Consider the following 22,939-nt stretch of genomic DNA (forward strand, 5'->3'; position numbering starts at 1 on the left):
CATGCGTCATGTATTTCCGCGTGGCACATAGACTCTTGCCCGGAAAGGGTTTACCGTGGTACCTAGTCGGTCCGACGACGGGCCATTAGTCTGCGGAGGATTCAATGAACAAGGCGGAACTGATCGATGTTCTGACCGAGAAGTTGGGTACTGACAGGCGCACCGCTACTGCTGCAGTCGAGCAGATGGTCGATACGATCGTGCGTGCTGTGAACAAAGGTCAGAGCGTCACCATCACGGGATTCGGTGTCTTCGAACAGCGCAAGCGCGCTGCCCGGGTTGCTCGTAACCCGCGCACCGGCGAAACCGTCAAGGTGAAGCCCACTTCGGTGCCGGCCTTCCGTCCCGGTGCTCAGTTCAAGGCGATCATCGCCGGCAAGCAGAAGATCGCTTCGAGCGGCCCGGCCGTGAAGCGCGGTGTGGCCGCCCCGGTTTCGGGCAAGGCGGGTGCGAAGAAGACCACCGCCAAGAAGACGGCGAAGAAGGCCGCCACCAAGGCGCCGGCCAAGACCACCGCCAAGAAGGCCGCGTCGAAGGCGCCCGCCAAGAAGGCCACCGCCAAGAAGACGGCGGCGAAGAAGACGGTCGCCAAGAAGACCCCGGCGAAGGCCACCACGGCCAAGAAGACCACGGCCGCCAAGAAGGCTCCGGCCAAGGCCTCGGCCACCAAGGCCACCGCCAAGAAGACGGCCAAGAAGGCGCCCGCCAAGAAGACCGCGGCCAAGCGCACCGCTCGCCGGTAAGCAGGCCTGAACCCGTCGCTGACGGGGGTTTTCGAGCAGGACGACATGTGAGACGGCCCGGCATCGCCGGGCCGTTTCGCATATTCGGGGTCGGGTGCGGGGCGCGATCGCCGGACGGGTGGGGCGCAATCACCTTATGAGCGGGGCGGATTCGACCGCGTGGCGACCGGTACGCCCGTGTTCCAAGGGTTCTCGGCCGCTTTCGTCATCCCGGCGTGTTCTTGGCCGGGATCCACACCCGCAGCGTTGGATTCCGGCCAAAAGCATGCCGGAATGACGAGGTGGGGCCTCAGCTGCGGGGCAGATCCGTCGGGGTCAAGTGGCGGTCGAGGTGGTCGGCGGCGACCAGACGCCCGCGGTGGAACGACAGCACCCAGACGCTGCCCTTGCGGTTGCGCGCCGGTGGCAGGCTGACTCCGTCCTCGGCGGCCAGGGCCTCCAGCAGATCCGGAATCACCTTGCCCTGACTGGAGATCACCCGCACGCTGGCCGCGGAAACCAGGTCGCGCAGGCGTTTGCGGGCGGCGTCGGGCGCGGCGTCGTACCCGGATTCGGAGAACAGCGGTTCGAGTTCGACGTCCACGCCCAGCTTTTCGGCGAGCGGGGTCACGGTTTGGACACAGCGCGCCGGTGGGGCGGAGACGATTTCGGCCGCGCCGAAGGCCAGCAGATTGGGCACCAGCTCGCGAGCCTGTGCGCGACCGGCCTTTTCGAGCGGGCGGGAGTCGTCGTCGCCGGCGTACCGGTCGCTGCGACCGGCCTTGGCGTGCCGCACCAGCAGCAGGGTGGCGGTGTCGGCGGGCTGGCGCAGGAAGTTGCGCACGATGGTGCGGTCCATCGGATACGACAGCGCGTCCATAACGGTGTCGAGCCGACGCCAGTCCAGCACATCGACTTCCGGATTGGCTTCGAACGCCCCGTCGACGATGCGGGCGGCCCAATAGTCCACCCGCTTGAGCTTGCGATGCCCGGTCACCGGATACGTCACGTGGCCCAGATAGCGCCCCAGGCGCGAATTCAGGCCGGTTTCCTCGGCGACCTCGCGCACGGTCGTGATCACCGGCGTCTCACCGGGATCCAGCTTGCCCTTGGGCAGCGACCAGTCGTCGTATTTGGGGCGGTGCACCAGCGCGATCTCGATGGTCTCGGGGTCGTCGGGCGCGTGCCGCCACAGCACGGCGCCGGCGGCGAGAATATTGGCTTTGACCGGAGGGTCGGTGTATTCGGCGGCGGGATCGCCCGCGGTCTGGCTCACTGGCGGTCCGGCCGTCGCAGCCGCATGAGGTACTCCTGATGGTCGCGAATCTGTTCGCCGGGGGTGTCGGAGTCGGGCTGGGCCTGCCAGCTGCCGTCGGGGCGCAGCACCCAGCAGCGGGTGGCGGGGTTCATGGCGGAGTCGAACACGATGCCCAGCCGCTCGGTGAGCTTCGGATCCTTGACCTGCGCCAGCACTTCCACGCGGCGGTCGAGGTTGCGGTGCATCATGTCGGCCGAGCCGATCCAGTATTCGTCCTGCGCCTGGAAGTGCAGGATCCGCGAATGTTCCAGGTAGCGGCCGAGAATCGAGCGCACCTCGATATTGTCGCTGAGGCCGGGCACGCCGGGGCGCAGCCCGCAGATGCCGCGCACCACGATCTCCACCGGCACGCCGGCTTGGGAGGCGCGGTAGAGCGCGTCGATCACCTGTTCGTCGACGATGGCGTTGGCCTTCAGCCGGATTCGCGCAGTTTCGCCCTCGGCGGCGAGCTCGATCTCGCGCTCGATGCGCTCGATGATCCCGGCCCGCACGCCGATCGGGGCGACCAGCAGGTTGCGGTAGTTGGCCTTTCGCGAGTAGCCGGTCAGCGAGTTGAACAGGTCGGTGAGGTCCGCGCCGATCTCCGGTGCGGCCGTGAGCAATCCGACGTCCTCGTACAGCCGCGCGGTCTTGGGGTTGTAATTGCCGGTGCCGATGTGACAGTAGCGACGGATGGTGGCGCCCTCGCGGCGCACCACCAGGCAGGTCTTGCAGTGCGTCTTGAGCCCGACCAGGCCGTAGACCACGTGCACGCCCGCCTGCTCCAGCGCGCGTGCCCATTTGATGTTGGCCTGCTCGTCGAAGCGGGCCTTCACCTCCACCAGCGCCACCACCTGCTTGCCGGCCTCCGCGGCGTCGATGAGGGCGTTGACGATGGGGGAGTCGCCGGAGGTGCGGTACAGGGTCTGCTTGATGGCCAGCACCTGCGGGTCGGCGGCGGCCTGTTCGATGAACCGCTGCACGCTCGTGGAGAAGGAGTCGTAGGGGTGGTGCACCAGCACGTCGCCCTCGCGCAGCGCGGCGAAAACGTTTCGGGGCGTTTCGCGTTCGCCGAAGGCGGGCGGGGTGGCGGGGACGTAGGGGGCGTCTTTGAGGTTGGGCCGGTCCACGCCGTAGACCTGCCACAGGCACGACAGGTCCAGCAGGCCGGGCACCTGGATGACGTCGGCGGGGTCGACGTCGAGTTCGCGCAGCAGCAGATCGAGCATGTGCTCGGTCATATCGTCGGAGACTTCCAGGCGCACCGGGGATCCGAAGCGGCGGCGGGCGAGTTCGCGTTCGAGGGCCTGCAGCAGATCCTCGTCGCGGTCCTCCTCGACCTCCAGGTCGGCGTTGCGGGTGATGCGGAACGAATGCTGTTCCACCACTTCCATTCCCGGGAACAGCTGATCGAGGTGCGCGGCGATCAGCTCCTCCATCGGCAGGAACGCGGCGACCGAGGAGCTCGGCATGCCGGCCGAATCCCGGCCCGAACCGGCGCTGCCGGGCACGGTCCGCCGCACCCGCACGAAGCGATCGACGTTGTCGGGCACCTTGACTCGGGCGAAGTGCTCGCCGCCGGTCACCGAATCCTTCACCGTCACGGCGAGATTGAGACTCAGGCCGCTGATGTAGGGGAACGGGTGCGCCGGATCGACGGCCAGCGGGGTCAGCACCGGGAAGACCTGATCCTGGAAATATCCGGACAGGCGCTGCTTTTCGGTGTCGTCGAGATCGCTCCACCGGATGATCTCGATGCCCTCGGCGGTCATGGCGGGCAGCACCTGGTCGAGGAAGACGCGGGCGTGGCGCTCGGCGAGATCCTGGGTGCGCGCGGCGATCATCTCGAGTTGCTCGCTGGGCGACAGGCCGTCCGCCGAGCGCACCGACAGACCGGTTTCGGCGCGGCGCTTGAGCCCGGCGACCCGCACCATGTAGAACTCGTCCAGATTCGACGAGAAAATGGCGAGGAATTTGGCCCGCTCCAGCAAGGGCTGGGAATGGTCCTCGGCCAGCGCCAGCACCCGGGCATTGAAATCCAGCCAGCTCAGTTCGCGGTTGACGTAGCGATCCGCGGGGAGTGGGGTGGCGGCGGTGGGCGGAGGGGTTGCCGCGGGCGGCGCCGCCGGTAGCAGCGGCGGTTGCTTGACGGTGTCCGTATCGCTCACTCTCACGATCATTCCTTATGTCGCGGGCCGGGTGCCGAACTGACACCGTTCATTGCAGCGCAGATCACGCCGCGTCAGCACAGTGAGGAGTCGGCTCGACGTATATTGTCGGTTGCTTGACACGCCCGCGACACGCCGAGTTCATGCAGTAGCGCGCCGGTGGCCTTCCCGACTCCGAGCGCGGCGGCGCGCTCGAGATCCGCGGCGGTGTCGACGTCCTGCCGCAGGCCGGGCCAGTCGCCCAGCAATTCCACGGCGCCGTCGGCGATATGGCGGCGCGCGGAGTCCGGACCGAAAAGCGGATTGAGCGCGGAATCGCGGGTGTCGACCGCGTTGCCGCGCACCAGCAGGGCGACGGTGCCGCTGCCCTCGTGGTCGGCGACCACCGAGCGGCGGTGCCGGGTACTCGTGAGCATGTCGCACAGTTCGGCCGCGCGCAATGCGGGCAGATCCGCTTGCAGGGCAAGCAGATCCACCGGGCCGTGTGCGTGGCGCACGGCGGCCGCGCCCGCCGACAGCGCGGCATTGAGACCGCTGATATGCGCGGGAACGGCTTCCGGTTCGGGATGCACGCGCGCACCGAGATCGCGCACCAACGCCGAAACCGTGGGATCCGGCGTCACCACGGTCACCGACGCGATCCCCCGTGTCGCGACCGCCGCCGTCACCGTATCGGCCAGCATCGCCAGCACCAACCGCGGTCGATCGTGCGCAGGGAGCCGATCGGACAGCCTGCTCTTGGCGAGTCCGAGACTCTTCACCGCGATCACCGCGTGCACTGTGTCCAATTTGCCCTCCGCTCCGCTCCGGGCTGTTCGCGGCCCCCGAAGTCTCGGTTCTTCCCTCCTCCGCTCCTCCGCTTCGCTCCCCCGCTCCGTCAGTCCAGAACCGAGACGGGCCGCGAACCGATGAGTGGAACGACGCCCAGGCGCGAACATGTCCGAATCTTCCCACTCGATAGTGAAGGGCGCGTGATCGGCTTCGAATTCTTCGTGCGGCGACACACAGCGTGGCTGCAGGCGTGCACGCATATATTTGTCGGATGGCTAGGGCAGCGGTGTTGGGCGCGGGGTCGTGGGGGACCGCGTTCGCGAAGGTGTTGGCGGAGGCGGGAACCGAGACCACCATGTGGGCGCGGCGGCCGGAGGTGGCGAAGGCGCTGGCGAGTGAGCATCGTAATCCGTGGTATCTGCCGGATGTCGAACTGCCGTCGATGGGGGCTACCGAGGATCCCGCGGTGGCGCTCGAGGGGGCCGACATCGTGGTGCTGGCGGTGCCGTCGCAGTCGTTGCGCGCCAATCTGGCGGCCTGGAAGGATCTCATTCCCGCCGAGGCGACGCTGTTGAGCTTGGCCAAGGGGATCGAGACTGGGACGCTGCTGCGCATGAGCCAGGTGATCGCGGAGGTCAGCGGGGCGGACGCGAACCGGATCGCGGTGCTGTCGGGGCCCAACCTCTCGCACGAGATCGCCGCGGGGCAGCCCGCCGCGACGGTGGTGGCCTGCCCGGACGTGGCGCGGGCGGAGGCGGTCCAGCATGCCTGTGCCACCGGCTATTTCCGGCCGTACACCAACAGCGATGTGATCGGCTGCGAGATCGGCGGGGCGTGCAAGAACGTCATCGCGCTGGCCTGCGGTATCGCCTCGGGAATGGGGTTGGGCGACAACTCGATTGCCACCCTCATCACCCGCGGGCTGGCCGAGATCATCCGGCTGGGCGTGGCGGTGGGCGCGGAACCGGTCACCTTCGCCGGGCTCGCCGGGGTGGGCGACCTGGTGGCCACCTGCACCTCGCCGCTGTCGCGCAATCGCTCCTTCGGGCACGCGCTGGGCGCGGGCGGGTCCATGGAGACCGCGCTCGAGGCGACTCATGGCCAGGTCGTGGAGGGTGTGAAGTCCTGCACATCGGTGCGGGCGCTGGCCGCCGCGCACGGGGTCGAGATGCCGCTGACCAACGCCGTGCACCAGGTGTGCCACGAGGGTATGTCGGCCGCCGAGGCGGTCGGGCAATTGCAGGGCCGCCGCCTGAAATCGGAATGACCGACCGCCGAGCCGGGGTGACCGCGTAACACCGCCGCCATATTCGACCGGGTACGGTTCCGGGCATGACCAACAGGACCAGGGTGGCGGTGGTGTTCGGCGGCCGCAGCAATGAGCACGGCGTGTCGTGCGTGTCCGCGCGCACCGTGCTGGCGAGCCTCGATCCCGAACGGTACGAGGCGGTTCCGATCGGGATCACGCGCGAGGGCACCTGGGTGCTCGGCGATGCGGACCCCCGCGCGCTCACCGCGCCGGACCGCGCGCTACCCACGGTCGACGCCACCGGGACCGCGCTGGCGCTGACCGCCGACCCGTCGCGGGCCGGCGCACTGGTACCGCTGGACGGCAAGGAGGCGGTGCTGGGCACCGTGGACGTGGTGTTCCCGGTACTGCACGGCGCGTTCGGCGAGGACGGCACCCTGCAGGGCCTGCTGGAGTTGGCCGAACTGCCCTACGTCGGTCCCGGCGTGCTGGCCAGCGCGGCCGGCATGGACAAGGAGTTCACCAAGAAACTCCTTGCCGCCGAAGGACTTCCGGTCGGCGTGCAGGTGGTGTTGCGCCCCGGCGTCGCCACCGTCGCCGACGCCGACCGCGAGCGGCTGGGCCTGCCGGTGTTCGTCAAGCCCGCCCGCGGCGGATCGTCCATCGGCATCACCAAGGTAGACAGCTGGGACGACCTCGACGCCGCCATCACCGTTGCGCGCCACCATGATCCGAAGGTGATCGTGGAGGCCGGCATCGTGGGCCGCGAAGTCGAGTGCGGCGTCCTGGAATTCCCCGACGGCGGGGTGGAAGCCAGTGTGGTGGCGGAGATTCGGATGCCCGAGGACGACACCGAAGCCCCCGACTTCTACGACTTCGACACCAAATACCTCGACGACGTCTGCGAGTTCGACGTCCCCGCCAAACTGGACGACGATGTGTCCCAGCAGATTCGGGAGCTGGCCGTGCGCGCGTTCCGGGCGCTGGACTGCCAGGGCCTGGCGCGCGTCGACTTCTTCGTCACCGCCGACGGCCCGGTCATCAACGAGATCAACACCATGCCCGGCTTCACCGCCATCTCCATGTACCCCCGCATGTGGGAGGCCACCGGCATCGACAACCGCACCCTGGTGACCACCCTCATCGAAACCGCCCGCACCCGCGGCACCGGCCTGCGCTGACGGGATCCGGCTACGCGCCACCCGGCTTTGCCGGAGGGCCGTAGCCCCGTCCGGAAGATATCTGTCAGTTCGGCAGCGGGTTGGGGTCCATCGCTTGCTGGGGGATGGTCTGCTGGATCGCGGCCGAAACGTCTTGCAGGGGAGTCGCTCCGGCGTTGTCGGGCATGGTCAGGGCGATGTAGATGCCGCGGTCCACGGCCCAGTGGGTGCCGGAGGTGACGCCGCTGGACGGATCGCGCAGCTCGAACCAGTTGACGCCCTGGTCGCCGTTGGCGGCCTTGGGGGTTTGGATCTGGTTGGTCGCCGACGCCTTGTTGAACTCCTGCGGGCGGTCCAGGCCGCAGCGCACCACGATCGGGTCGCCGCCGTCGGGCAGCTGCCAGGCGTGGGTGGCGGCGGGAGCGGGCTGCATCAGCTCGGAGGTGGTGTAGTCGCCGATCTTGTCGGGCAGCGCGGACATCAGCGCCGCGCACTGGGGACTCGACGCCGCCGGGGCCGGGACCGCGCCCAGGGCGAGGGGGTCGCGGCTGTGATGGCGGTTGGCGAGCACGCCCAGCACGATCAGGCCGACGACCAGCGCGACCGGCAGGGCCACGGCGGTGGCGATGAGCGCCGGGGAGCGGCGAATCTCGTACGCGGCCGCGTCGTCGTCGGCCTGCTGCGGCGTGGCGGTCTCGGCCTGCACCGCATCGCCGTCGGCGGCGGCTCGGGCGGTGTCCGGGGCGGCGTCCTCGGCGTCCGGTTGCGTGTCGCGGGTGTCGTTGCTCATCGGGAACGAGGGTACCGTCGAGCGGTCAGCCGACCGCATCGCACTCGCCTCGAAGGAGACCGTCATCACCGCCAGCAGCAGGCCGCAGTCCGGAGCGAGCGCGCGGACCGTGGGCGAGCTCGGGGAATTCGGGCTCATCGCGCTGGTGAACGCGGGCCGCACGCAGACGCCGGGCGTGCTCCTCGGCCCGGGCGACGACGCCGCGGTGATCGCCGCGCCCGAGGGCCGGTTCGTGGTGACCACCGACATGCTGGTGCAGGACCGCCACTTCCGCACCGACTGGTCGAGCGCCCACGACATCGGCCGCAAGGCCATCGCGCAGAACGCCGCGGACGTGGTGGCCATGGGCGCGGTGCCCAGCGCGTTCGTGGTGGGACTGGGTTGCCCGTCGGACACCCCCGTCGAGTTCGTGCGAGAGCTGGCCGACGGTCTGTGGGCGGAAGCGGGGCGGGCCGGAGCGTCCATCGCCGGCGGCGACATGGTCCGCAGCCCGCTGCTCATCATCTCGGTGACGGCGTGCGGTGATCCGCGCCGCGCGCCCATCCGGCTGTCGGGTGCGCGGCCGGGCGATGTGGTCGCCGTGGCGGGAAAGCTCGGCTGGTCGGGTGCGGGACTGGCGGTGCTGTCGGCAGCGACCGCGGACGCCCCCGACGCGCCCAGCGCTGACCTGCTCACCGAATTCGCGGAAGTGGTTGCCGTGCACCGTGTTCCGCAGCCGCCCTACGAAGCCGTGCTGGAGCTGCCCGACACCGTCGAGATCACCGCGCTCACCGATGTCTCCGACGGCCTGCTCGCCGATCTCGGGCATATCGCCGAATCCTCCGGCGTGGCCATCGATCTCACGGCCGCGGCACTGGCCGTGCCCGAGCTGGAGGCGGCCGGGAAGGCGTTGGGCGTCAACCCCCTTGACTGGATTCTGGCCGGCGGCGAGGACCACGCCTTCGCCGCGACCTTCACCGATTCGACCGATTTGCCCGAAGGCTGGGTGCGGGTCGGCCGGGTTCGCGCAGGTTCGGGCGTGACCGTCGACGGCGCCCCGCGATCCGGGCTCGGCGGATGGGAATCCTTCGCCTAGGCGGGTGCGGTGACGCGATGGAACTCGACAGGATAAGTTTTCCCGACATGGGTGCGAAACCACTGTCGGAAGTCATCGATACGGGCTGGGCCGAGGCCCTCGAACCGGTGGCCGACCGAATTGCCGCGATGGGCGAGTTCCTGCGGATCGAAAACGCCGAGGGGCGTGGCTATCTCCCGAAGGGCGAGCATGTGCTGCGAGCCTTCCAGCGGCCCTTCGACAAGGTCCGGGTGCTGATCGTCGGCCAGGACCCGTATCCGACGCCGGGACATCCGGTGGGCCTGAGTTTCTCGGTGGCTCCGGACGTTTCGCCCATTCCGCGCAGCCTGTCGAACATCTACTCGGAGCTGACCAAGGACCTCGGCGTGCCGATGCCGTCCAACGGCGACCTCTCGCCGTGGTGCGATCAGGGCGTGCTCATGCTCAACCGCGTCCTCACGGTGCAGCCGGGCCAGCCGGCCTCGCATCGCGGCAAGGGCTGGGAAGCGGTGACCGAGCAGGCAATTCGCGCGCTCGTGGCCCGCGACCAGCCGCTGGTGGCGATCCTGTGGGGCCGCGACGCCTCGACCCTGAAGCCCATGCTGGGCAGCACGCCGTACATCGAATCCGCCCATCCCTCACCGCTGTCGGCTTCGCGCGGATTCTTCGGATCTCGGCCTTTCTCCCGAACCAACGAATTGCTGGGTACATTAGGTGCCGCGCCGGTGGACTGGCGTCTGCCGTAGTGCGAACCCCGATGACCTGATTCAGGAGCTGTGCATGCAGAACAAGACTGCCCGTGGTGTTTTCGTCGCATTGGCCGCGGGTGCGGCGCTGGCCGCGGCCCCGGCCGTGGCCAATGCCGAGGGCCTGCCGCTGGAGAACTACACCCCCGACACCACGCATCAGACGGTCCAACCCGTCGGCAGCCTGTTCGACACCAATAGCGTGAGCGGATTGTCGTCGAATGTCACCTCGCGCCTGGCGTGCGTGGTGCAGTCGATCAGCCAGCAGGTGGACTGCCTCAACGGCGCGGCGTAGGGATTCCGCGCCGGGCGTGCTGGTTCAGCGCGTCGGGGCCCGGCGCACCATCCGCACTTGGATTGCGGGAGTGAAGGCTTCGGCTCGGCGTTCGCCGTCGAGTTCGAAGCCGTACTTTCGATAGAACGCTTGCGCGCGCGGGTTCTCCTCGAAGACCCACAGCGCGGTATCGGCGTCGGGGCTCAGCACCCGCGCCATCAGCTCCTGCGCCACCCCGGTGCCGTAATAGGCGGCACGGACGTAGAGGGCGCTGAGTTCACGTTCCGCGACGGGTGATTCGTCGCGAGGGGGCCCGCTGCTCGCGAAGCCGATGACGGTGCCGTCGTCGTGCACGGCCACCACTATCCGGCCCGGATACTCGACCCGGATGCGCTCCCACGCCTGGGCGCGACGGTCGAGATCGAAGGCGTCGAGCACATGCTGCGGCACCAGGCCGGCGTACGACTCACGCCAGCACGCGATATGGCATTCGGACATGCCACGCACCTGCTCCGCGGCCAGTGGAACGACCTGCCACTCACTCATTTCCCACCCCGATCGAATTCCGGTCCGGGTATACGACGAAAGCCCCGGCGTACCCATTCTGGGTGCCGGGGCTTTCGACGAAAAGCTGGTATCAGCCGCGAACGACCTTGCCCGCCTTCAGGCAGGAGGTGCAGACGTTCATGCGGCGGGTGTTGCCCGGGGCAACCTGGGCGCGCACGGTCTGGATGTTCGGGTTCCAGCGACGGTTGGTGCGCCGGTGCGAGTGCGAAACCGACTTACCGAAGCCGGGGCCCTTGGCGCAGACGTCACAGACGGCAGCCATAGTCGCGAGCTCCTTCATGTCATAGTGGGACGCGCTGCACGGTGTACAGCGTGTCCGAAAGCCTAATGTCTTGGACGTACCTACCAGCGAATAGCTGGTCAACGCGGACCGATACCTGAGAGGGCAGGACCGTGCCTGCGTGAGGCAACCGCACAAGAGTAGCCAACCGCTCCCCGGCATGTCCAATTGGGTCCCCGCCACCCGTTCCGTATGCGCCGTACGAATGCCAGGTGACCGCGCGGTGTCGGACTTCGCGACTAGGCTGGCTGCGGGATTCCACGAGTGGTGCGGAAGGACGGTGACGGTGCCCGGGGTAGCGGACGCGCTCGACGGTACTGCCCTGCTGCGCTGGGGGCGCGCGGTCCTCGCCGCCCTCGAACGTCACCGGGACGAGATCAACGCCCTCAATGTCTTCCCCGTCCCCGATTCCGACACCGGCACCAACCTGCTCAGCACCATGCGGGCAGCCGTGCGCGGTGCGGAAGCCGCCGACCTCGCCGCCGACGCGGCCGGACCCGAAGTACACGAGGTCGCGGCGGCCATGGCGCGGGCGGCGACCATCGGGGCGCGGGGGAATTCGGGGATCATCCTGTCGCAGGTGCTGCGGGGGATCGCGGATGCGGCGGTGGACGGGCCGCTGACCGAGCGGTCGCTGCGGGTCGCGTTGCGGCGGGCGGCGCGGCTGGTGCGCGAGGCGCTGAGTTCGCCGGTCGAGGGGACGATGCTCACCGTGCTGGACCGCGCGGCCGAGCGGGCCGCCGATTGCGCGGAACCGGATCTGGTGGCGGTGGCCCAGGCCGCGGCCGACGGTGCGGCCAAGGCGCTGGGCGAGACGCCCGCCCAATTGGGCGTGCTGCGCGAGGCGGGAGTGGTGGACGCGGGCGCGCGCGGATTGCTGGTGCTGCTGGACGAATTGGTGGTGGCCGCCGGTGGCAGCGCGCCGACCCGACCCGCCTACCGCCGGGGCGGCCCGGAACACGCGGCCGGCAATGCCGCCGGTCGTTCCGGCGAAGCACCCCGTGATGCCGACCAACCAGCCCGTCATTCCGGCGCGCTTTTGGCCGGAATCCACACTGCGGCGGTGGATCCCGGCCAAAAGCATGCCGGGATGACGGGTGGGCGGGCCGGGATGGCGGGTGGGCGGGCCGGGGTTGCGGGTGGGGATGCTGGGGTGGCGGGTGGGGGGGTGGTTACGCCGCATTATGAGGTGATGTTTCTGGTGCGGGGGACGGATGAGGGGCGGATTGGGGTGTTGCGGGAAAGGCTTGGGGGGCTGGGGGATTCGGTGGTTGTGGTGGGGGATGGCGATCGGACGTGGTCGTCGCATGTGCATTGCGCGGACGCGGGGGCCGCGGTGGAGGCGGGGCTCGCGGCGGGGGAGGTGAGCGATATTCGGATCGAGACGTTGGTCGGTGCGGGGCACGCGCTCGACGGGGTGTCGGATCGCGGGATCCTGGCGGTGGCGTCGGGTGCGGGTGCGGTGCGGTTGTTTCAGGACGCGGGGGCGACCGTGCTCGAGGGGGAGGCGACCTCGGAGACGCTGCTCGAAGCGATTCGCGGGATCCCGCATCGGGAGGTGCTGGTGTTGCCCAACGGGGCGTTGCCGGCGCACGAACTGGTGGCGGTGAGTGTGGCGGCGCGCGACGGGCAGCGGGAGGTACTGATGCTGCCGTGCGGGTCGATGGTGCAGGGACTGGCGGCGCTGGCCATGCACGATGCCGGGCGCGCGGCCGCGGACGACGCCTTCGCCATGTCGGAGGCTGCGGCCGGAACCCGCTGGGGCGCGGTGCGAGTCGCGCCGGAGCGGGCGTTGACGATGGTGGGTATGTGCGAGGCGGGTGACGGGCTGGGCCTGGTCGGTCACGATGTGGTGGTGATCGATTCGGAGGTGCGGGCCGCGGGCCGCACGCTGCTGGACCGAATGCTCGGGCTGGGTGGGGAATTGGTGACCATGCTCATCGGATGCGATGCGCCGGAAGGTCTTTCGCAGGAGCTGGCGGAACATGTGGCCGCCGGGTTCCCGGGCGTGGAGGTGGCCGTGTATCCGGGCGGGCAGCCGGGGGACGTAGTGCAGATCGGGGTGGAGTAACGCCGTGCAGAATGGGGTGACATAGATGGCCAGGCTGGCTGATCGGCTCGACCACGTGCTCGGAGTCAAGGCGGCCGAGGGGTTGCAGGAGAGCTTCGACATGCAGACCGTGGAGGATCTGCTGCGTCACTATCCGCTGCGCTACGCCACGCAGGGACAGCCGCTCACCGAGGAGGAGCCCGAGGAGGGCGCGCATCTGACGGTGATCGGCCGCGTCACCAAGACCGACCTGCGGCCCATGAAGAACCGCAAGGGCAGTCTGCTCAAGGTGGCGCTGGACGCCGGTGGCGCCAAACCCGTAGACATCACCTTCTTCAGCGGTGACAAGGTGCGCCACCTGGTGAAAGAGGGTGTGCGCGCGATGATGTCGGGCACCGTGCACTACTGGCAGCCGAATCGCTGGAACCTCTCGCACCCCGACTATCTGATCCTGCCGCAGAAGGGCGACGGCTCGGTCGAGAACCTGACCTCGGTGCACGGCGGCGGCGCGCTGCGCGGTCTGGCGCAGAGCGCGAAGGGCGCGGGCGGCATCGACATGTCGTTCTTCGAACGCGAATTCATCCCCGTCTACCCGTCGACGGCGAAGGTGCAGAGCTGGGATCTGCTGCGCTGCGTGCGCCAGGTGCTCGATCAGCTGGATCCGGTGGACGATCCGCTGCCGGAGGCCCTGATCACCGAGCATCAGCTGTTGCCGGTCTCGGACGCCCTGCGCCTGATCCACCTACCCGAACGCAAGTCCGATATCGAAGCCGCCCGCGGCCGTTTGCGTTTCGACGAGGCGATGGCCTTGCAGTTGGTGCTGGCCGAGCGCCGCCACCAGACGGAGGGCCGCACCGCCCGCCCGTGCCCGCCGCGCACCGACGGCATCGCCGCCGCCTTCGACAAGCGCCTGCCGTTCGAGCTGACCGAGGGCCAGCGCACGGTCATCGACGAGATCTCCGCGGATCTGTCGCGCACCCATCCGATGCATCGCCTGCTGCAGGGCGAGGTGGGTTCGGGCAAGACCATCGTCGCCCTGCACGCCATGCTGCAGGTGGTCGACAGCGGCCAGCAGTGCGCGCTGCTCGCGCCCACGGAAGTCCTTGCCGCACAGCACTATCGGTCGCTGACCAAGATGCTCGGCGATCTCGGCAACGCCGGCGAGCTGGGCGCGGCCGAGCAGGCCACCAAGGTGGTGCTGGTGACCGGTTCCATGTCGGCGGGTCAGAAGCGCGCCGCCCTGCTCGACGCGGTCACCGGCGAGGCGGGCCTGGTGATCGGCACGCACGCGCTGATCCAGGACAATGTCGAGTTCTTCGATCTCGGCATGGTGGTGGTCGACGAGCAGCACCGCTTCGGCGTCGAGCAGCGAGACGCGTTGCGCGCCAAGGCCAAAGACGGCGCGAGCCCGCATCTGCTGGTGATGACCGCCACCCCGATCCCGCGCACCATCGCCATGACCACGCTGGGTGATCTGGAGACCTCCGTGCTCACCCAGCTGCCGCGCGGCCGCTCCCCGATCACCTCGAAAGTCGTTCCCGCCAAGGTGAAGCCGTCCTGGGTGGACCGGGCGTGGGAGCGCATTCGCGAGGAGGTCGGCGCGGGCCGGCAGGCGTATGTGGTGTGCTCGCGCATCGGCGACGAGGAAGACAATCCGAAGGGCGCGAAGGCCAAGGGCCGCAAGGTGAAATCCGAGGAGGACAAGGAAGCCCCGACCACCCATTCGGCCCTGGACATGTACGAGATGCTCGGTTCGGGCCCGCTGAAGGATCTGCGGGTGGGCCTGCTGCACGGCCGCCTGCCCGCCGACGAGAAGGACCGGGTGATGCGGGCCTTCAACGACGCCGAGCTGGATGTGCTGGTGTGCACCACCGTGGTCGAGGTCGGCGTCGACGTTCCGAACGCCACGGTGATGGTGATCGTGGACGCGGACCGCTTCGGCGTGAGCCAGCTGCATCAGCTGCGCGGCCGCGTCGGCCGGGGCAAGCACGCGGGCCTGTGCCTGCTGATCACCGAGACCAATCCGGTGGGCACGGCGATGGCGCGGCTCGAGGCGGTGGCGGCCACGACCGACGGTTTCGAACTCGCCGTCCTCGATCTGCGCCAGCGCCGCGAGGGTGACGTGCTGGGTGCCGCGCAGTCCGGCACCGCCCGCAGCCTGAGGCTGCTCTCGCTGCTGGACGACCTCGAAGTCATCACGGCCGCACAGGAAATGGCGCGGCAGATCGTGGAATCGGATCCGGGGCTGACCAACCATCCGGGCCTGGCGAGCATGATGCGCGCGGCGGTGGACGGCGAACGCCTGGAGTATCTGGCGAAGTCCTGAGCCCGGTGGGTCAGTCGGCGGGTTCGGCCGGTACCGGCTCGCCGTCGAAATCGGATTCGCCGCCGAGATCGGTGTCGAGGAGGTCGGTGTCGGGTTCGGGATCGAATCCGACGTCGTCCGCCAATCCGGTGTCGTCCGCGAATCCGGTGTGACGGTCGAGTTCGGCCTCCCCGTCGGGCCCGGCGTCCAGCCCTGCCAGCTCGGCCCACTGCGCGAGTTCCTCGTGATGCGAACCGGTCTGGGTCGCCTCACCGACGTCGACCGCGGCCGAATCGTCGCCGCTGTCGCCGTGCCGGGTCAGCAGCATGAGCGGCCAGGTCGGCGCCTCCCCGGCGCGCCCGTCGAAGGGCCGCCACTCCCATGCCGTCTCGAACCGCCACACCCGGGCGCGGGCATCGGCGACTTCGTCGCCGGGCTCGAGGAACGCGTAAGGGCGGAACCGCAATTCGAGCACACGCGGAATGCCGTCGTCCGGGTCGAACACGGCGCTCGCCGGGGCCGTGAGCGGCGGGCCCGCGGGCAGGTATTCGATCTCCCGGCGCGGCCGGGGCCGCCGTCCGGTCGCGCGGGTCGGTTCGAGAGGGCGTACCGCGATCACGCGAATCAGGATCGATGGAATCCCCACCTGGCATTCGTCGCCCGCGGCGAGATCGCCGGGCCGGGGCCGGATTCGGAACAGCTCCCGATCCCAGCCCGGCGTCCGGGGTCCGGCCGGCAACCCCACGAGGCCGTTCTCGCCGGCCCCCGCGCTGTCCGGATCCGCGGTCGGCCAGGGCCATTCGACGACGATCTCGTCGTCGCGCACCGCGTGCACCCGCGTCGGGGTGAACGGACAGGACATGTCGATGATGTCCCCGACCCGGAATTCGAACGCCACAGCCATCGAACCTAACCGGTCGGGGGCGTGGCGTCCGGTCGGCGGCTATCCGGCGGCCGGAAATTCGTCGGCTTTGACGCCTTGGATGAAGGCTTCCCACTCGCGGGCGGAGAAGAGCAGTACCGCACCGTTGTCGGCTTCCTTGCTGTGCGCGACGACGACACCGCGGCCGGGCCAATACCCGACCTGGACGCAGCTGCCGTTGGGTCCGCTGGCGGTGCTGGTGCGCAGCGAGAGTCCAGTAGGCAGGTCTGCCTTGGTGATCATGGTCGATGGCCTTCCTTTCGTCGATTGGTCCGGACTCGGGGCAAGGGAACGCGGCCGGACGGGCCCACGATGCGGGACAACGCCGTCTGGCATCGGCTGAGTGAAGTTGCGATCATCGGTACCCCCTGGCAGGCGCGGTCGCTGTCGAGCGATCCACCGGGGGCTCGGGCGGAACAGGTTCGGCCGGAGGGTAACTCCGGATCGAGTGTTCGACGCCGATCACACTACCGAATCGATGCTGGGTGTGTGCCCGATATCGCTCGCATATCGGTGATCCGGAATGAGGATTCAAACCCGAAGCCCCCCTTCGACAATTGCGGGCGCAACAGTCCGCAATCGCGGCCGCGGGCTGCGCGAATGCCGCCGGATCAGCTGGAATGCCGCGTCCGGGGCCGATGCCGTCGGAATGCGAAAAGACCGCTTTGGCCGATTCGATGGCACTCCGGGATTCCAGGGCCGGCCGCGGTTGCCGGGCCGATGCCTCGCGCTGCTCGTGTCTACCTGCATTGACGACGGACGCGGCCGCCTCGTCACGGTAGCGATCGACCGCGCCGATCTGCCTGTCGCGCAAACGCATCGGGTGCCTCCTCTCGATCACCCCGGCCATACCCAGCCCGGCCCGAATCGAACGCGCATCCGCGCCCGAATGCGGATCAGAAGCGGCGGGTGCTGTGCGTGTCGACGCCGTCGCCGATCCGGCGGGCGGACGCGGCCAGTTCGGCCAGGTAGTGCCGGCGTTCGGCCGGGGTCACGTCCTCGCGTAGGGGACCGATCTGCAACTCCATGACCGCATGGCCGCCGCCGTCGAAAACCGGTGCGCTGATGTAACTCACGGGCAGCGGGATATCGCGGTCGAGGGTGGCCTGGTCGTAGGCGGTGCCGCCGATGGCGGCGAGCTGGGCCAGCACCCGCCCGCGCAATTCCTTGCTGGCGGGCTGATCGGCGAGATGGTCGGCCACCTCGGTGAGGACCCGGGTGTTGGGGAGGCTGTCGGATTCCAGCCGCCAGGCGCAGTGGCCGGCGGCGCGCAGGGTGGCGAGGGCGGCGCGGTAGTCCGCGCGGCGGTCGGGGCCGCGGGTGTTGAGCCAATCCTGTTGGCGGGCAGTGCCCCAGTGCGCGATGATCGCCGCGCCGGCCGGGGCGAGCAAGGGGATGCGGGTGCCGGATTCGATGCCGACGGTGTAGCGGTCGCGGGTGACGGCGAGGAATTCGACATGGTCGAGGGTGATGGTGGTCAGCGCCGCGCCGCAGTCCACCCGGTCGGCGAGCTGCTCGAGTTCCCGGTCCAGCCAGGCGTGGTCGTCGTCGCCGGCGGCGTGACGGCCGAGGGCGGCGAGCGCGGGACCGAGTTCGTAGCGCAGGTCGGGCCGACGGCGCACCCAGCCGCGGTCGGCGAGGGTGGCCAGGATCGCGCCTGCGGTGGAGCGGTTGAGGGCGAGGCCGTCGGCGATCTCGGCCGAGGTGAGCGGCTCGGCGCCGTCGGCCAGCAGCTCCACGATCGCGATCACCCGCTGGGTGGGCGGTGAGCTGGGACCGGTCTTGCCAGCGGGCACGCGAGTCTCCTAGCTCGAGCCGTCGGTGCGAACAACCGTAGCGCCGAATGCGAACAGCCGCACCGAGAAGCGCGTCGCCGGGCGGTGTCGCGGGCGTGCCGGCGAATTCCAAGCTCACCGGGTACGGGGTTGATCTTCCGGATTTCGGCGCACATTCGCCCCGTCGTTCCATACCGGTGGCGGCGTGTTGGTCGTACGATGGGGACTCGCGCGCGAAACCGCCCAAAGCGCCGAATTCGCATGCTACGCATGATCGGCGCTCGGCTTAACTACCACGCAGAGTCCGCGATGTAGCGGCAAGTCTCCCCAAATTGCGATGTTTGCGAAGGCGACTCGGTACCATCCTGCACGTGCGCAAGATGTATGCGGGGGCCCGACTACGACGGTTGCGCGAGGAACGGAGGATGACCCAGGCGGCCTTGGCCAAATCCCTGGATCTGTCCCCCAGCTACCTCAACCAGCTCGAGCGCGACCAGCGGCCGCTCACGATTCCCGTACTGCTCAAACTGAATTCGACCTTCGACCTCGATGTCCAGTTCTTCGCCGCCGACTCCGACGCGCGGCTGGTCTCGGACCTGCACGAGATCCTGGTGGAGGCGGCGGGCGGCAATACCGCGCCGGTGGCCGAGGTCGAGGATCTGGCCACCCGCATGCCCGAGGTCGCGAAAATCGTTGTGGCCATGCACCGCCGACTACGCGCGGCGACCGACCAGTTGGATCTTTTGTCCTCCAAGGTGGCCACCCCCACCGGTGCGCCCGGCGTCCCGATGCCCTACGAGGACGTGCGCGACTTCTTCTACGATCACCACAATCACATCGCCCAGCTGGATCTCGCGGCCGAGCGGCTGTTCGACGAGAGCGGGCTCACCATCGGCTCGCTGGACCGGCAGCTGGCGCGGGTGGCCGAGGAGCGGGCCGGGGTCACCGTGCTGGTGCGCGGCGACGGCGCCGACCCGAACATCCCCAAGCGCCACTACGAACCCGAATCCCGCACCCTCACCCTGGCCCGGCGGCTGCGCCCCGGCCAGCGCGCCTTCCAGATCGCCACCACCCTCGCCTTCCTGCTGCACGGCGCGCTGCTCGACGAGGTGCTCGACGAAAGCCCCTCGCTCACCGACGAATCCCGCACGCTGGCGCGGATCGGACTGGCCAATTACTTCGCGGGGGCGCTCATCCTGCCCTACGGCCGCTTCCTGCGCTCCGCCGAGGAACTGCACTACGACATCGACCTGCTGAGCCTGCGCTTCGAGGTCGGCTTCGAGACCGTCTGCCATCGGCTGAGCACCCTGCAGCGGCAGGGACAGCGTGGGGTGCCGTTCTTCCTGATCCGCACCGATCGCGCCGGCAATATCTCGAAACGGCAGTCCGCCACCGCCTTCCACTTCTCCCGGGTCGGCGGCAGCTGCCCGCTGTGGGTGGTGCACGAGGCGTTCAATCAGCCCGGGCGCATGCTGACCCAGATCGCCGCCATGCCCGACGGGCGGCGGTATCTGTGGGTGGCCCGCACCACCACGCCGACGCCGACCGGATTCGGCACCGCCGGTAAGGAATTCGCCATCGGCCTGGGCTGCGATATCGAGTACGCCGACCGGCTGGTGTACTCGCGTGGGCTGGAACTGGACGATCCGGGCGCGGCGGCGCCCATCGGCGCGGGCTGCAAGGTGTGCGAGCGGCCCAACTGCGCCCAGCGGGCCTTCCCGCAGATCGGCCGCCCGCTGGCGATCAGCGAGCACACCAGTTCGGATCTGCCGTATCCCCGTATGCCTCGGTGACTTTCTGCCCTATCGCGGGGAAAGTCGGTGCGGTAATGGGCAATTCCTTCGTCCATTTTGGATATCCACTGCGTCGCATTGCATCAAAACCGAAAGGTACTGAATACCGTCGAGTATTCTTGATACGTCACCGGCGAGAATGATGAGAGCCGTCGATTAATCGCGCGTTTGCCGCACATCACGAGCACATCATGTGTAGCGTCTGGATTTGCTCGGAGTCTCTCGATAACAAGGCGTGGCGCGGTGATCGGTATTGACGGATGCCTCAAACGCATCATGGACATTCCCGGCGCTCGCAGCGTCACCCTGGTGGACGGCGCGAGCGGTCTGGCCATCGCGGCGGCCGGGCGTCACGACGTGGTCGATCAGCACGAAGACGCCGCTGCCGCAACCGATGTCGTGCGGGCGGTGCTCACCTCACCGGCCCTCGTCACCGGCCTGCCCGGCGACGACATCACCGAGATCATCGTGTGCGGCACGCGGGGATATCACCTGCTGAATTTGATCGACGGCGATTTCGACGGGCGGCTTTTCGTGCACATCCTCTTCGACGGCGACACCGGCAATCTCGCCATGGCGAGATATCAACTGCGGTCGGTTCTCGCCGAATTTGCCGAGGACGATCATGGACAGTGAACTGGTGGTCGAACTACGCCGGCTCGAACAGCAGCGCGGCACCGGCGTACTCACCGTGGGCGACGGCGCATTTCACCTCGTCGACGGCGCGATCGTGGCCGCCGACTGCGAGCGCACCGCCGGACTGGACCGATTGGTGGTGGCGTCCGGAGTGGCCACCACCGAGCATTGGCGGCGCGCTCGCCTCGGCGCGGACGACCCGCTACTGTCCAGCCCCCGGCTGGAAACCCTTGCGCTACTGTCCATTTTCGACGCCGCCTACGTGCTGCTGGCCGCGCCCGCACCGCTGGAATTCCGGGCCGGGCCGCCGCATCGGCTGGCGCGCGCCTGCCGCCTCACGCCCGGCGCGCTCATCCACGAATGCGCGCGCCGTGGCGATCCCACCGCGGGCATGTGGCCGGTGGAACTGGTGGACCGGGTGGCGGTGGTGCCGGTGCGGCGGGTGCGCCGGCGGCGGGTGGTGCTCACCGGCGGTCAGGCCGAGGTGCTGGCCGCCGCCGATGCGCGCCGGCCCGTCACCGGACTGGCGGAACTGCTGGGGCGCACCACCTATGGCTGCCTGCTCGCGGTGCGTGAACTCACCGCGGCCGGGCTCATCGAACCTCCCGCCGCCCTGGCCCCCACGCGGCCGATCGCTCCGGCCCGGGCCGAGACCGTCGGCGCCGCACCGGATCTCGTGCCGCCGCTGCGTCGCCGGATGCGGCAGGCCGAAGCGGTCGCCGTCACCGACCGCTGGGAGCCGCCCGACCGGGACATGCTCGTGCGCCTGCGGGCGGCGCTGGAGGAGCTGGCATGAACGAACGAACAGGGAGGCGGCCTTGGAGGAACTCGCGTGACCGCGCGGAGAAGGCGGCTCGGTGAATTGATAGGAAGAAGGTTGACCAAAGTGGCGATGTCCGGCCCAGAACCGAACACGCAGGTAGTCATGGAGCTCAAGGCCCTGCGGGACCGGGTACCGCAGTTGATCGGCAGCCTGGTGGCATCCACCGACGGCCTGCTCATCGCGCACGATCTGCCCGCGCACATCGAGCCCGCGGGCATGGCCGCGCTGACCGCTGCCCAGCTGTCGCTGTCGCATCGGCTGGCCACCACCGCCAATGGCGGCGGCTTCCACGAGGTGGTGGTGCACGGCGAGGGCGGGGACGTCGTGATCTACGCCGTCGGCTGGACCGCCTCGCTCACCGTGCTCACCGGGCCCGGCGCGAATGTCGGCCGGCTGCACCTGGAATCGCGGCCCGCCGCCCGCACCATCGCCGAACTGCTGGCGGCCCTGACCGGCGCGGCCGACCCGGCCGCCGCCAACCTACAGACGTCCAACCCCAAGTGAATAACACCGATTGAAAGGAAAACCCATGTCCAACATGGATATCGCACTGAAGGACATGATGGTGATCGACGGCGCCGTCGGCGCCGCCGTGGTCGACTACAACAGCGGTATGGCGCTCGGCATGCTCGGCAGCTCCAAGGCGCTGGACCTGCAGGTCGCCGCCGCCGGCAACACCGAGGTGGTGCGCGCCAAGATGCGCACCATCGACCAGCTCGGCATCAAGGAAGACATCGAGGACATCCTCATCACCCTCGGCGCGCAGTACCACATCATCCGGCCCATGACCGGCCGGAAATCCAAGGGACTGTTCCTCTACCTGGCGCTGGACCGGGGCCGCGCCAACCTCGCCATGGCCCGCCACCGCCTCAAGGGGATCGAAGAGGATCTCGAGGTGTAGTAGGACGGCGCCACCCGCTTCGTCGGCGACTTCGAAAGAGGCCGTGGTGCAACGGTATTCGAGTCGGCTGCCGGACGAAGCGGGTTCGAGTCCCGTCGAGTTCACGACACCGTGTAGACCCAGGAGCCGTTGCACCCCCGGTCGCGGTTCCAGTCGGGTTCGTAGCGCCAGGTGCCCGACGGGGCGTCGATGCTCCAGTCGCCGTCGGCGGTCGCGATGGCATTGCCGTTGTCGAGGGTCAGGGTGGTGGTGATGTTCGGGCTGATCTTCCAGCTGTCGCCCTCGAACAGCCGGTTTCGCACGACGACCGTCAGGCCGTAGGACGTCTGGTTCTCGATCACCAGGCAGGCGTTCGGAACCGGCGCTTTCGCCTCGGCCGGCGCCGCCGGCAGCAGCAGGCCGGTGACCGCGGCGGCGGCGAGTCCGGCACCCGCGATGCGTGAGTTCTTCATGGTGTGCTCCTCGGGGAGTGCTCCGCCGGAACGTGAATTCCGTTGAACCGGAGGTTGTTCGGTACCCGGGGAATGCAACCGGAGCATTCTTGCGGTCGTCTTATCAAGAGCTTTGCGCCGCGGCCGGTGGCTCCATTGATCGATGGCCGATCTGCTCGCGCAGGATGTCGCGGTGGCCGGCGTGGCCTCGCTTCTCTGCTCGGC

The 22,939-nt window shown here is 69.0% G+C and carries 23 protein-coding genes; 13 read left to right on the forward strand and 10 right to left on the reverse strand.

Going from position 1 to position 22,939, the window contains the following annotated elements:
* Nucleotides 1-104: 104 nt before the first annotated feature.
* A complete protein-coding gene (locus D7D52_RS16250) occupies nucleotides 105-743 on the forward strand; it encodes an HU family DNA-binding protein (RefSeq protein WP_120737394.1) in 639 nt (212 codons plus the stop codon).
* Between the two features lie 289 nt (nucleotides 744-1,032).
* On the opposite strand, the gene D7D52_RS16255 is transcribed toward D7D52_RS16250, so the two are convergent.
* From D7D52_RS16255 to cofC, 3 genes are all read right to left on the reverse strand, one after another.
* Nucleotides 1,033-1,998: an NUDIX hydrolase gene (locus tag D7D52_RS16255; protein ID WP_120737396.1), complete on the reverse strand. Its 966-nt coding sequence runs from the start codon at nucleotides 1,996-1,998 to the stop codon at nucleotides 1,033-1,035.
* Nucleotides 1,995-4,199, reverse strand: coding sequence for an RNA degradosome polyphosphate kinase (locus tag D7D52_RS16260; RefSeq protein ID WP_120737398.1), 2,205 nt, complete (start codon nucleotides 4,197-4,199; stop codon nucleotides 1,995-1,997). The genes D7D52_RS16255 and D7D52_RS16260 overlap by 4 nt, the downstream gene beginning before the upstream one ends.
* Before the next feature lie 62 nt (nucleotides 4,200-4,261).
* Nucleotides 4,262-4,975, reverse strand: coding sequence for a 2-phospho-L-lactate guanylyltransferase (cofC, locus tag D7D52_RS16265; protein ID WP_246023891.1), 714 nt, complete (start codon nucleotides 4,973-4,975; stop codon nucleotides 4,262-4,264).
* A gap of 254 nt (nucleotides 4,976-5,229) precedes the next feature.
* Here cofC and D7D52_RS16270 point away from each other — a divergent pair, with 254 nt between their 5' ends.
* Together D7D52_RS16270 and D7D52_RS16275 are read left to right on the forward strand one after the other, a co-directional pair.
* On the forward strand, nucleotides 5,230-6,225 hold the full coding sequence (locus D7D52_RS16270) for an NAD(P)H-dependent glycerol-3-phosphate dehydrogenase (protein WP_120737400.1): 996 nt from the start codon (nucleotides 5,230-5,232) through the stop codon (nucleotides 6,223-6,225).
* Nucleotides 6,226-6,290: 65 nt separating this feature from the next.
* Nucleotides 6,291-7,388 carry a D-alanine--D-alanine ligase family protein gene (locus D7D52_RS16275; protein WP_120737402.1) on the forward strand — a complete coding sequence of 366 codons (1,098 nt, stop codon included), beginning with the start codon at nucleotides 6,291-6,293 and terminating at the stop codon, nucleotides 7,386-7,388.
* Nucleotides 7,389-7,452: 64 nt separating this feature from the next.
* On the opposite strand, the gene D7D52_RS16280 is transcribed toward D7D52_RS16275, so the two are convergent.
* Complete coding sequence (locus D7D52_RS16280; RefSeq protein WP_120737404.1) at nucleotides 7,453-8,157, reverse strand: DUF3515 domain-containing protein; 705 nt, start codon at nucleotides 8,155-8,157, stop codon at nucleotides 7,453-7,455.
* 109 nt (nucleotides 8,158-8,266) lie between these two features.
* On the opposite strand from D7D52_RS16280, the gene D7D52_RS16285 reads away from it, so the two are divergent.
* From D7D52_RS16285 to D7D52_RS16295, 3 genes are read left to right on the forward strand one after another with little or no spacing between them, the layout of a single operon-like run.
* On the forward strand, nucleotides 8,267-9,232 hold the full coding sequence (locus tag D7D52_RS16285) for a thiamine-phosphate kinase (protein WP_120744161.1): 966 nt from the start codon (nucleotides 8,267-8,269) through the stop codon (nucleotides 9,230-9,232).
* A 47-nt stretch (nucleotides 9,233-9,279) separates the two neighbouring features.
* On the forward strand, nucleotides 9,280-9,957 hold the full coding sequence (locus tag D7D52_RS16290) for a uracil-DNA glycosylase (RefSeq protein ID WP_120737406.1): 678 nt from the start codon (nucleotides 9,280-9,282) through the stop codon (nucleotides 9,955-9,957).
* Between the two features lie 34 nt (nucleotides 9,958-9,991).
* Nucleotides 9,992-10,252, forward strand: coding sequence for a hypothetical protein (locus D7D52_RS16295; RefSeq protein ID WP_120737407.1), 261 nt, complete (start codon nucleotides 9,992-9,994; stop codon nucleotides 10,250-10,252).
* Between the two features lie 24 nt (nucleotides 10,253-10,276).
* Here the strand turns inward: D7D52_RS16295 and D7D52_RS16300 are convergent, their stop codons facing one another.
* Both D7D52_RS16300 and rpmB read right to left on the reverse strand, forming a co-directional pair.
* On the reverse strand, nucleotides 10,277-10,777 hold the full coding sequence (locus D7D52_RS16300) for a GNAT family N-acetyltransferase (RefSeq protein WP_120737409.1): 501 nt from the start codon (nucleotides 10,775-10,777) through the stop codon (nucleotides 10,277-10,279).
* 91 nt (nucleotides 10,778-10,868) lie between these two features.
* Nucleotides 10,869-11,060, reverse strand: coding sequence for a 50S ribosomal protein L28 (gene rpmB / locus D7D52_RS16305; RefSeq protein WP_011210730.1), 192 nt, complete (start codon nucleotides 11,058-11,060; stop codon nucleotides 10,869-10,871).
* A 304-nt stretch (nucleotides 11,061-11,364) separates the two neighbouring features.
* Between rpmB and D7D52_RS16310 the strand changes: the two genes are divergently transcribed.
* On the forward strand, nucleotides 11,365-13,149 hold the full coding sequence (locus D7D52_RS16310) for a DAK2 domain-containing protein (RefSeq protein ID WP_246023892.1): 1,785 nt from the start codon (nucleotides 11,365-11,367) through the stop codon (nucleotides 13,147-13,149).
* Between the two features lie 25 nt (nucleotides 13,150-13,174).
* Nucleotides 13,175-15,454 carry an ATP-dependent DNA helicase RecG gene (gene recG, locus D7D52_RS16315; RefSeq protein WP_120737413.1) on the forward strand — a complete coding sequence of 760 codons (2,280 nt, stop codon included), beginning with the start codon at nucleotides 13,175-13,177 and terminating at the stop codon, nucleotides 15,452-15,454.
* 10 nt (nucleotides 15,455-15,464) lie between these two features.
* Here recG and D7D52_RS16320 read toward each other — a convergent pair whose 3' ends face one another.
* From D7D52_RS16320 to D7D52_RS39880, 3 genes are all read right to left on the reverse strand, one after another.
* Nucleotides 15,465-16,337, reverse strand: coding sequence for a hypothetical protein (locus D7D52_RS16320; RefSeq protein WP_162958345.1), 873 nt, complete (start codon nucleotides 16,335-16,337; stop codon nucleotides 15,465-15,467).
* A gap of 39 nt (nucleotides 16,338-16,376) precedes the next feature.
* The gene (locus tag D7D52_RS16325) at nucleotides 16,377-16,598 is read right to left on the reverse strand and encodes a DUF397 domain-containing protein (RefSeq protein WP_120737417.1); all 222 of its coding nucleotides are present in this window, start codon (nucleotides 16,596-16,598) and stop codon (nucleotides 16,377-16,379) included.
* Between the two features lie 653 nt (nucleotides 16,599-17,251).
* Nucleotides 17,252-18,151, reverse strand: coding sequence for a helix-turn-helix domain-containing protein (locus D7D52_RS39880; protein ID WP_120737419.1), 900 nt, complete (start codon nucleotides 18,149-18,151; stop codon nucleotides 17,252-17,254).
* A gap of 350 nt (nucleotides 18,152-18,501) precedes the next feature.
* On the opposite strand from D7D52_RS39880, the gene D7D52_RS16335 reads away from it, so the two are divergent.
* From D7D52_RS16335 to D7D52_RS16350, 5 genes are all read left to right on the forward strand, one after another.
* Nucleotides 18,502-19,923 (forward strand): short-chain fatty acyl-CoA regulator family protein, encoded by a 1,422-nt coding sequence (locus tag D7D52_RS16335; protein WP_120737421.1) that lies wholly within the window; start codon nucleotides 18,502-18,504, stop codon nucleotides 19,921-19,923.
* 243 nt (nucleotides 19,924-20,166) lie between these two features.
* Nucleotides 20,167-20,559, forward strand: coding sequence for a hypothetical protein (locus D7D52_RS16340; RefSeq protein WP_120737423.1), 393 nt, complete (start codon nucleotides 20,167-20,169; stop codon nucleotides 20,557-20,559).
* A complete protein-coding gene (locus D7D52_RS37785; RefSeq protein WP_162958090.1) occupies nucleotides 20,549-21,355 on the forward strand; it encodes a hypothetical protein in 807 nt (268 codons plus the stop codon). Before D7D52_RS16340 ends, D7D52_RS37785 begins: the two co-directional genes overlap by 11 nt.
* Before the next feature lie 129 nt (nucleotides 21,356-21,484).
* Nucleotides 21,485-21,886: a roadblock/LC7 domain-containing protein gene (locus D7D52_RS16345; RefSeq protein ID WP_246023893.1), complete on the forward strand. Its 402-nt coding sequence runs from the start codon at nucleotides 21,485-21,487 to the stop codon at nucleotides 21,884-21,886.
* Nucleotides 21,887-21,911: 25 nt separating this feature from the next.
* The gene (locus D7D52_RS16350; protein WP_120737428.1) at nucleotides 21,912-22,283 is read left to right on the forward strand and encodes a hypothetical protein; all 372 of its coding nucleotides are present in this window, start codon (nucleotides 21,912-21,914) and stop codon (nucleotides 22,281-22,283) included.
* 101 nt (nucleotides 22,284-22,384) lie between these two features.
* Here the strand turns inward: D7D52_RS16350 and D7D52_RS16355 are convergent, their stop codons facing one another.
* The gene (locus D7D52_RS16355; RefSeq protein WP_120737430.1) at nucleotides 22,385-22,735 is read right to left on the reverse strand and encodes a hypothetical protein; all 351 of its coding nucleotides are present in this window, start codon (nucleotides 22,733-22,735) and stop codon (nucleotides 22,385-22,387) included.
* Between the last annotated feature and the right edge of the window lie 204 nt (nucleotides 22,736-22,939).

The organism is Nocardia yunnanensis (genome assembly GCF_003626895.1).
GTDB classification, from domain to species: domain Bacteria; phylum Actinomycetota; class Actinomycetes; order Mycobacteriales; family Mycobacteriaceae; genus Nocardia; species Nocardia yunnanensis.

Coding starts and splice junctions, on each gene's coding strand:
- rpmB (WP_011210730.1), bottom strand. CDS start 11,060: ATGGCTGCCGTCTGTGACGTCTGCGCCAAGGGCCCCGGCTTCGGTAAG.
- D7D52_RS16275 (WP_120737402.1), top strand. CDS start 6,291: ATGACCAACAGGACCAGGGTGGCGGTGGTGTTCGGCGGCCGCAGCAAT.
- D7D52_RS16350 (WP_120737428.1), top strand. CDS start 21,912: ATGTCCAACATGGATATCGCACTGAAGGACATGATGGTGATCGACGGC.
- D7D52_RS16355 (WP_120737430.1), bottom strand. CDS start 22,735: ATGAAGAACTCACGCATCGCGGGTGCCGGACTCGCCGCCGCCGCGGTC.
- D7D52_RS16300 (WP_120737409.1), bottom strand. CDS start 10,777: ATGAGTGAGTGGCAGGTCGTTCCACTGGCCGCGGAGCAGGTGCGTGGC.
- D7D52_RS16290 (WP_120737406.1), top strand. CDS start 9,280: ATGGGTGCGAAACCACTGTCGGAAGTCATCGATACGGGCTGGGCCGAG.
- D7D52_RS16260 (WP_120737398.1), bottom strand. CDS start 4,199: ATGATCGTGAGAGTGAGCGATACGGACACCGTCAAGCAACCGCCGCTG.
- recG (WP_120737413.1), top strand. CDS start 13,175: ATGGCCAGGCTGGCTGATCGGCTCGACCACGTGCTCGGAGTCAAGGCG.
- D7D52_RS16295 (WP_120737407.1), top strand. CDS start 9,992: ATGCAGAACAAGACTGCCCGTGGTGTTTTCGTCGCATTGGCCGCGGGT.
- D7D52_RS16320 (WP_162958345.1), bottom strand. CDS start 16,337: ATGGCTGTGGCGTTCGAATTCCGGGTCGGGGACATCATCGACATGTCC.
- D7D52_RS16325 (WP_120737417.1), bottom strand. CDS start 16,598: ATGATCACCAAGGCAGACCTGCCTACTGGACTCTCGCTGCGCACCAGC.
- D7D52_RS16280 (WP_120737404.1), bottom strand. CDS start 8,157: ATGAGCAACGACACCCGCGACACGCAACCGGACGCCGAGGACGCCGCC.
- D7D52_RS16345 (WP_246023893.1), top strand. CDS start 21,485: ATGGAGCTCAAGGCCCTGCGGGACCGGGTACCGCAGTTGATCGGCAGC.
- D7D52_RS16250 (WP_120737394.1), top strand. CDS start 105: ATGAACAAGGCGGAACTGATCGATGTTCTGACCGAGAAGTTGGGTACT.
- D7D52_RS16270 (WP_120737400.1), top strand. CDS start 5,230: ATGGCTAGGGCAGCGGTGTTGGGCGCGGGGTCGTGGGGGACCGCGTTC.
- D7D52_RS37785 (WP_162958090.1), top strand. CDS start 20,549: ATGGACAGTGAACTGGTGGTCGAACTACGCCGGCTCGAACAGCAGCGC.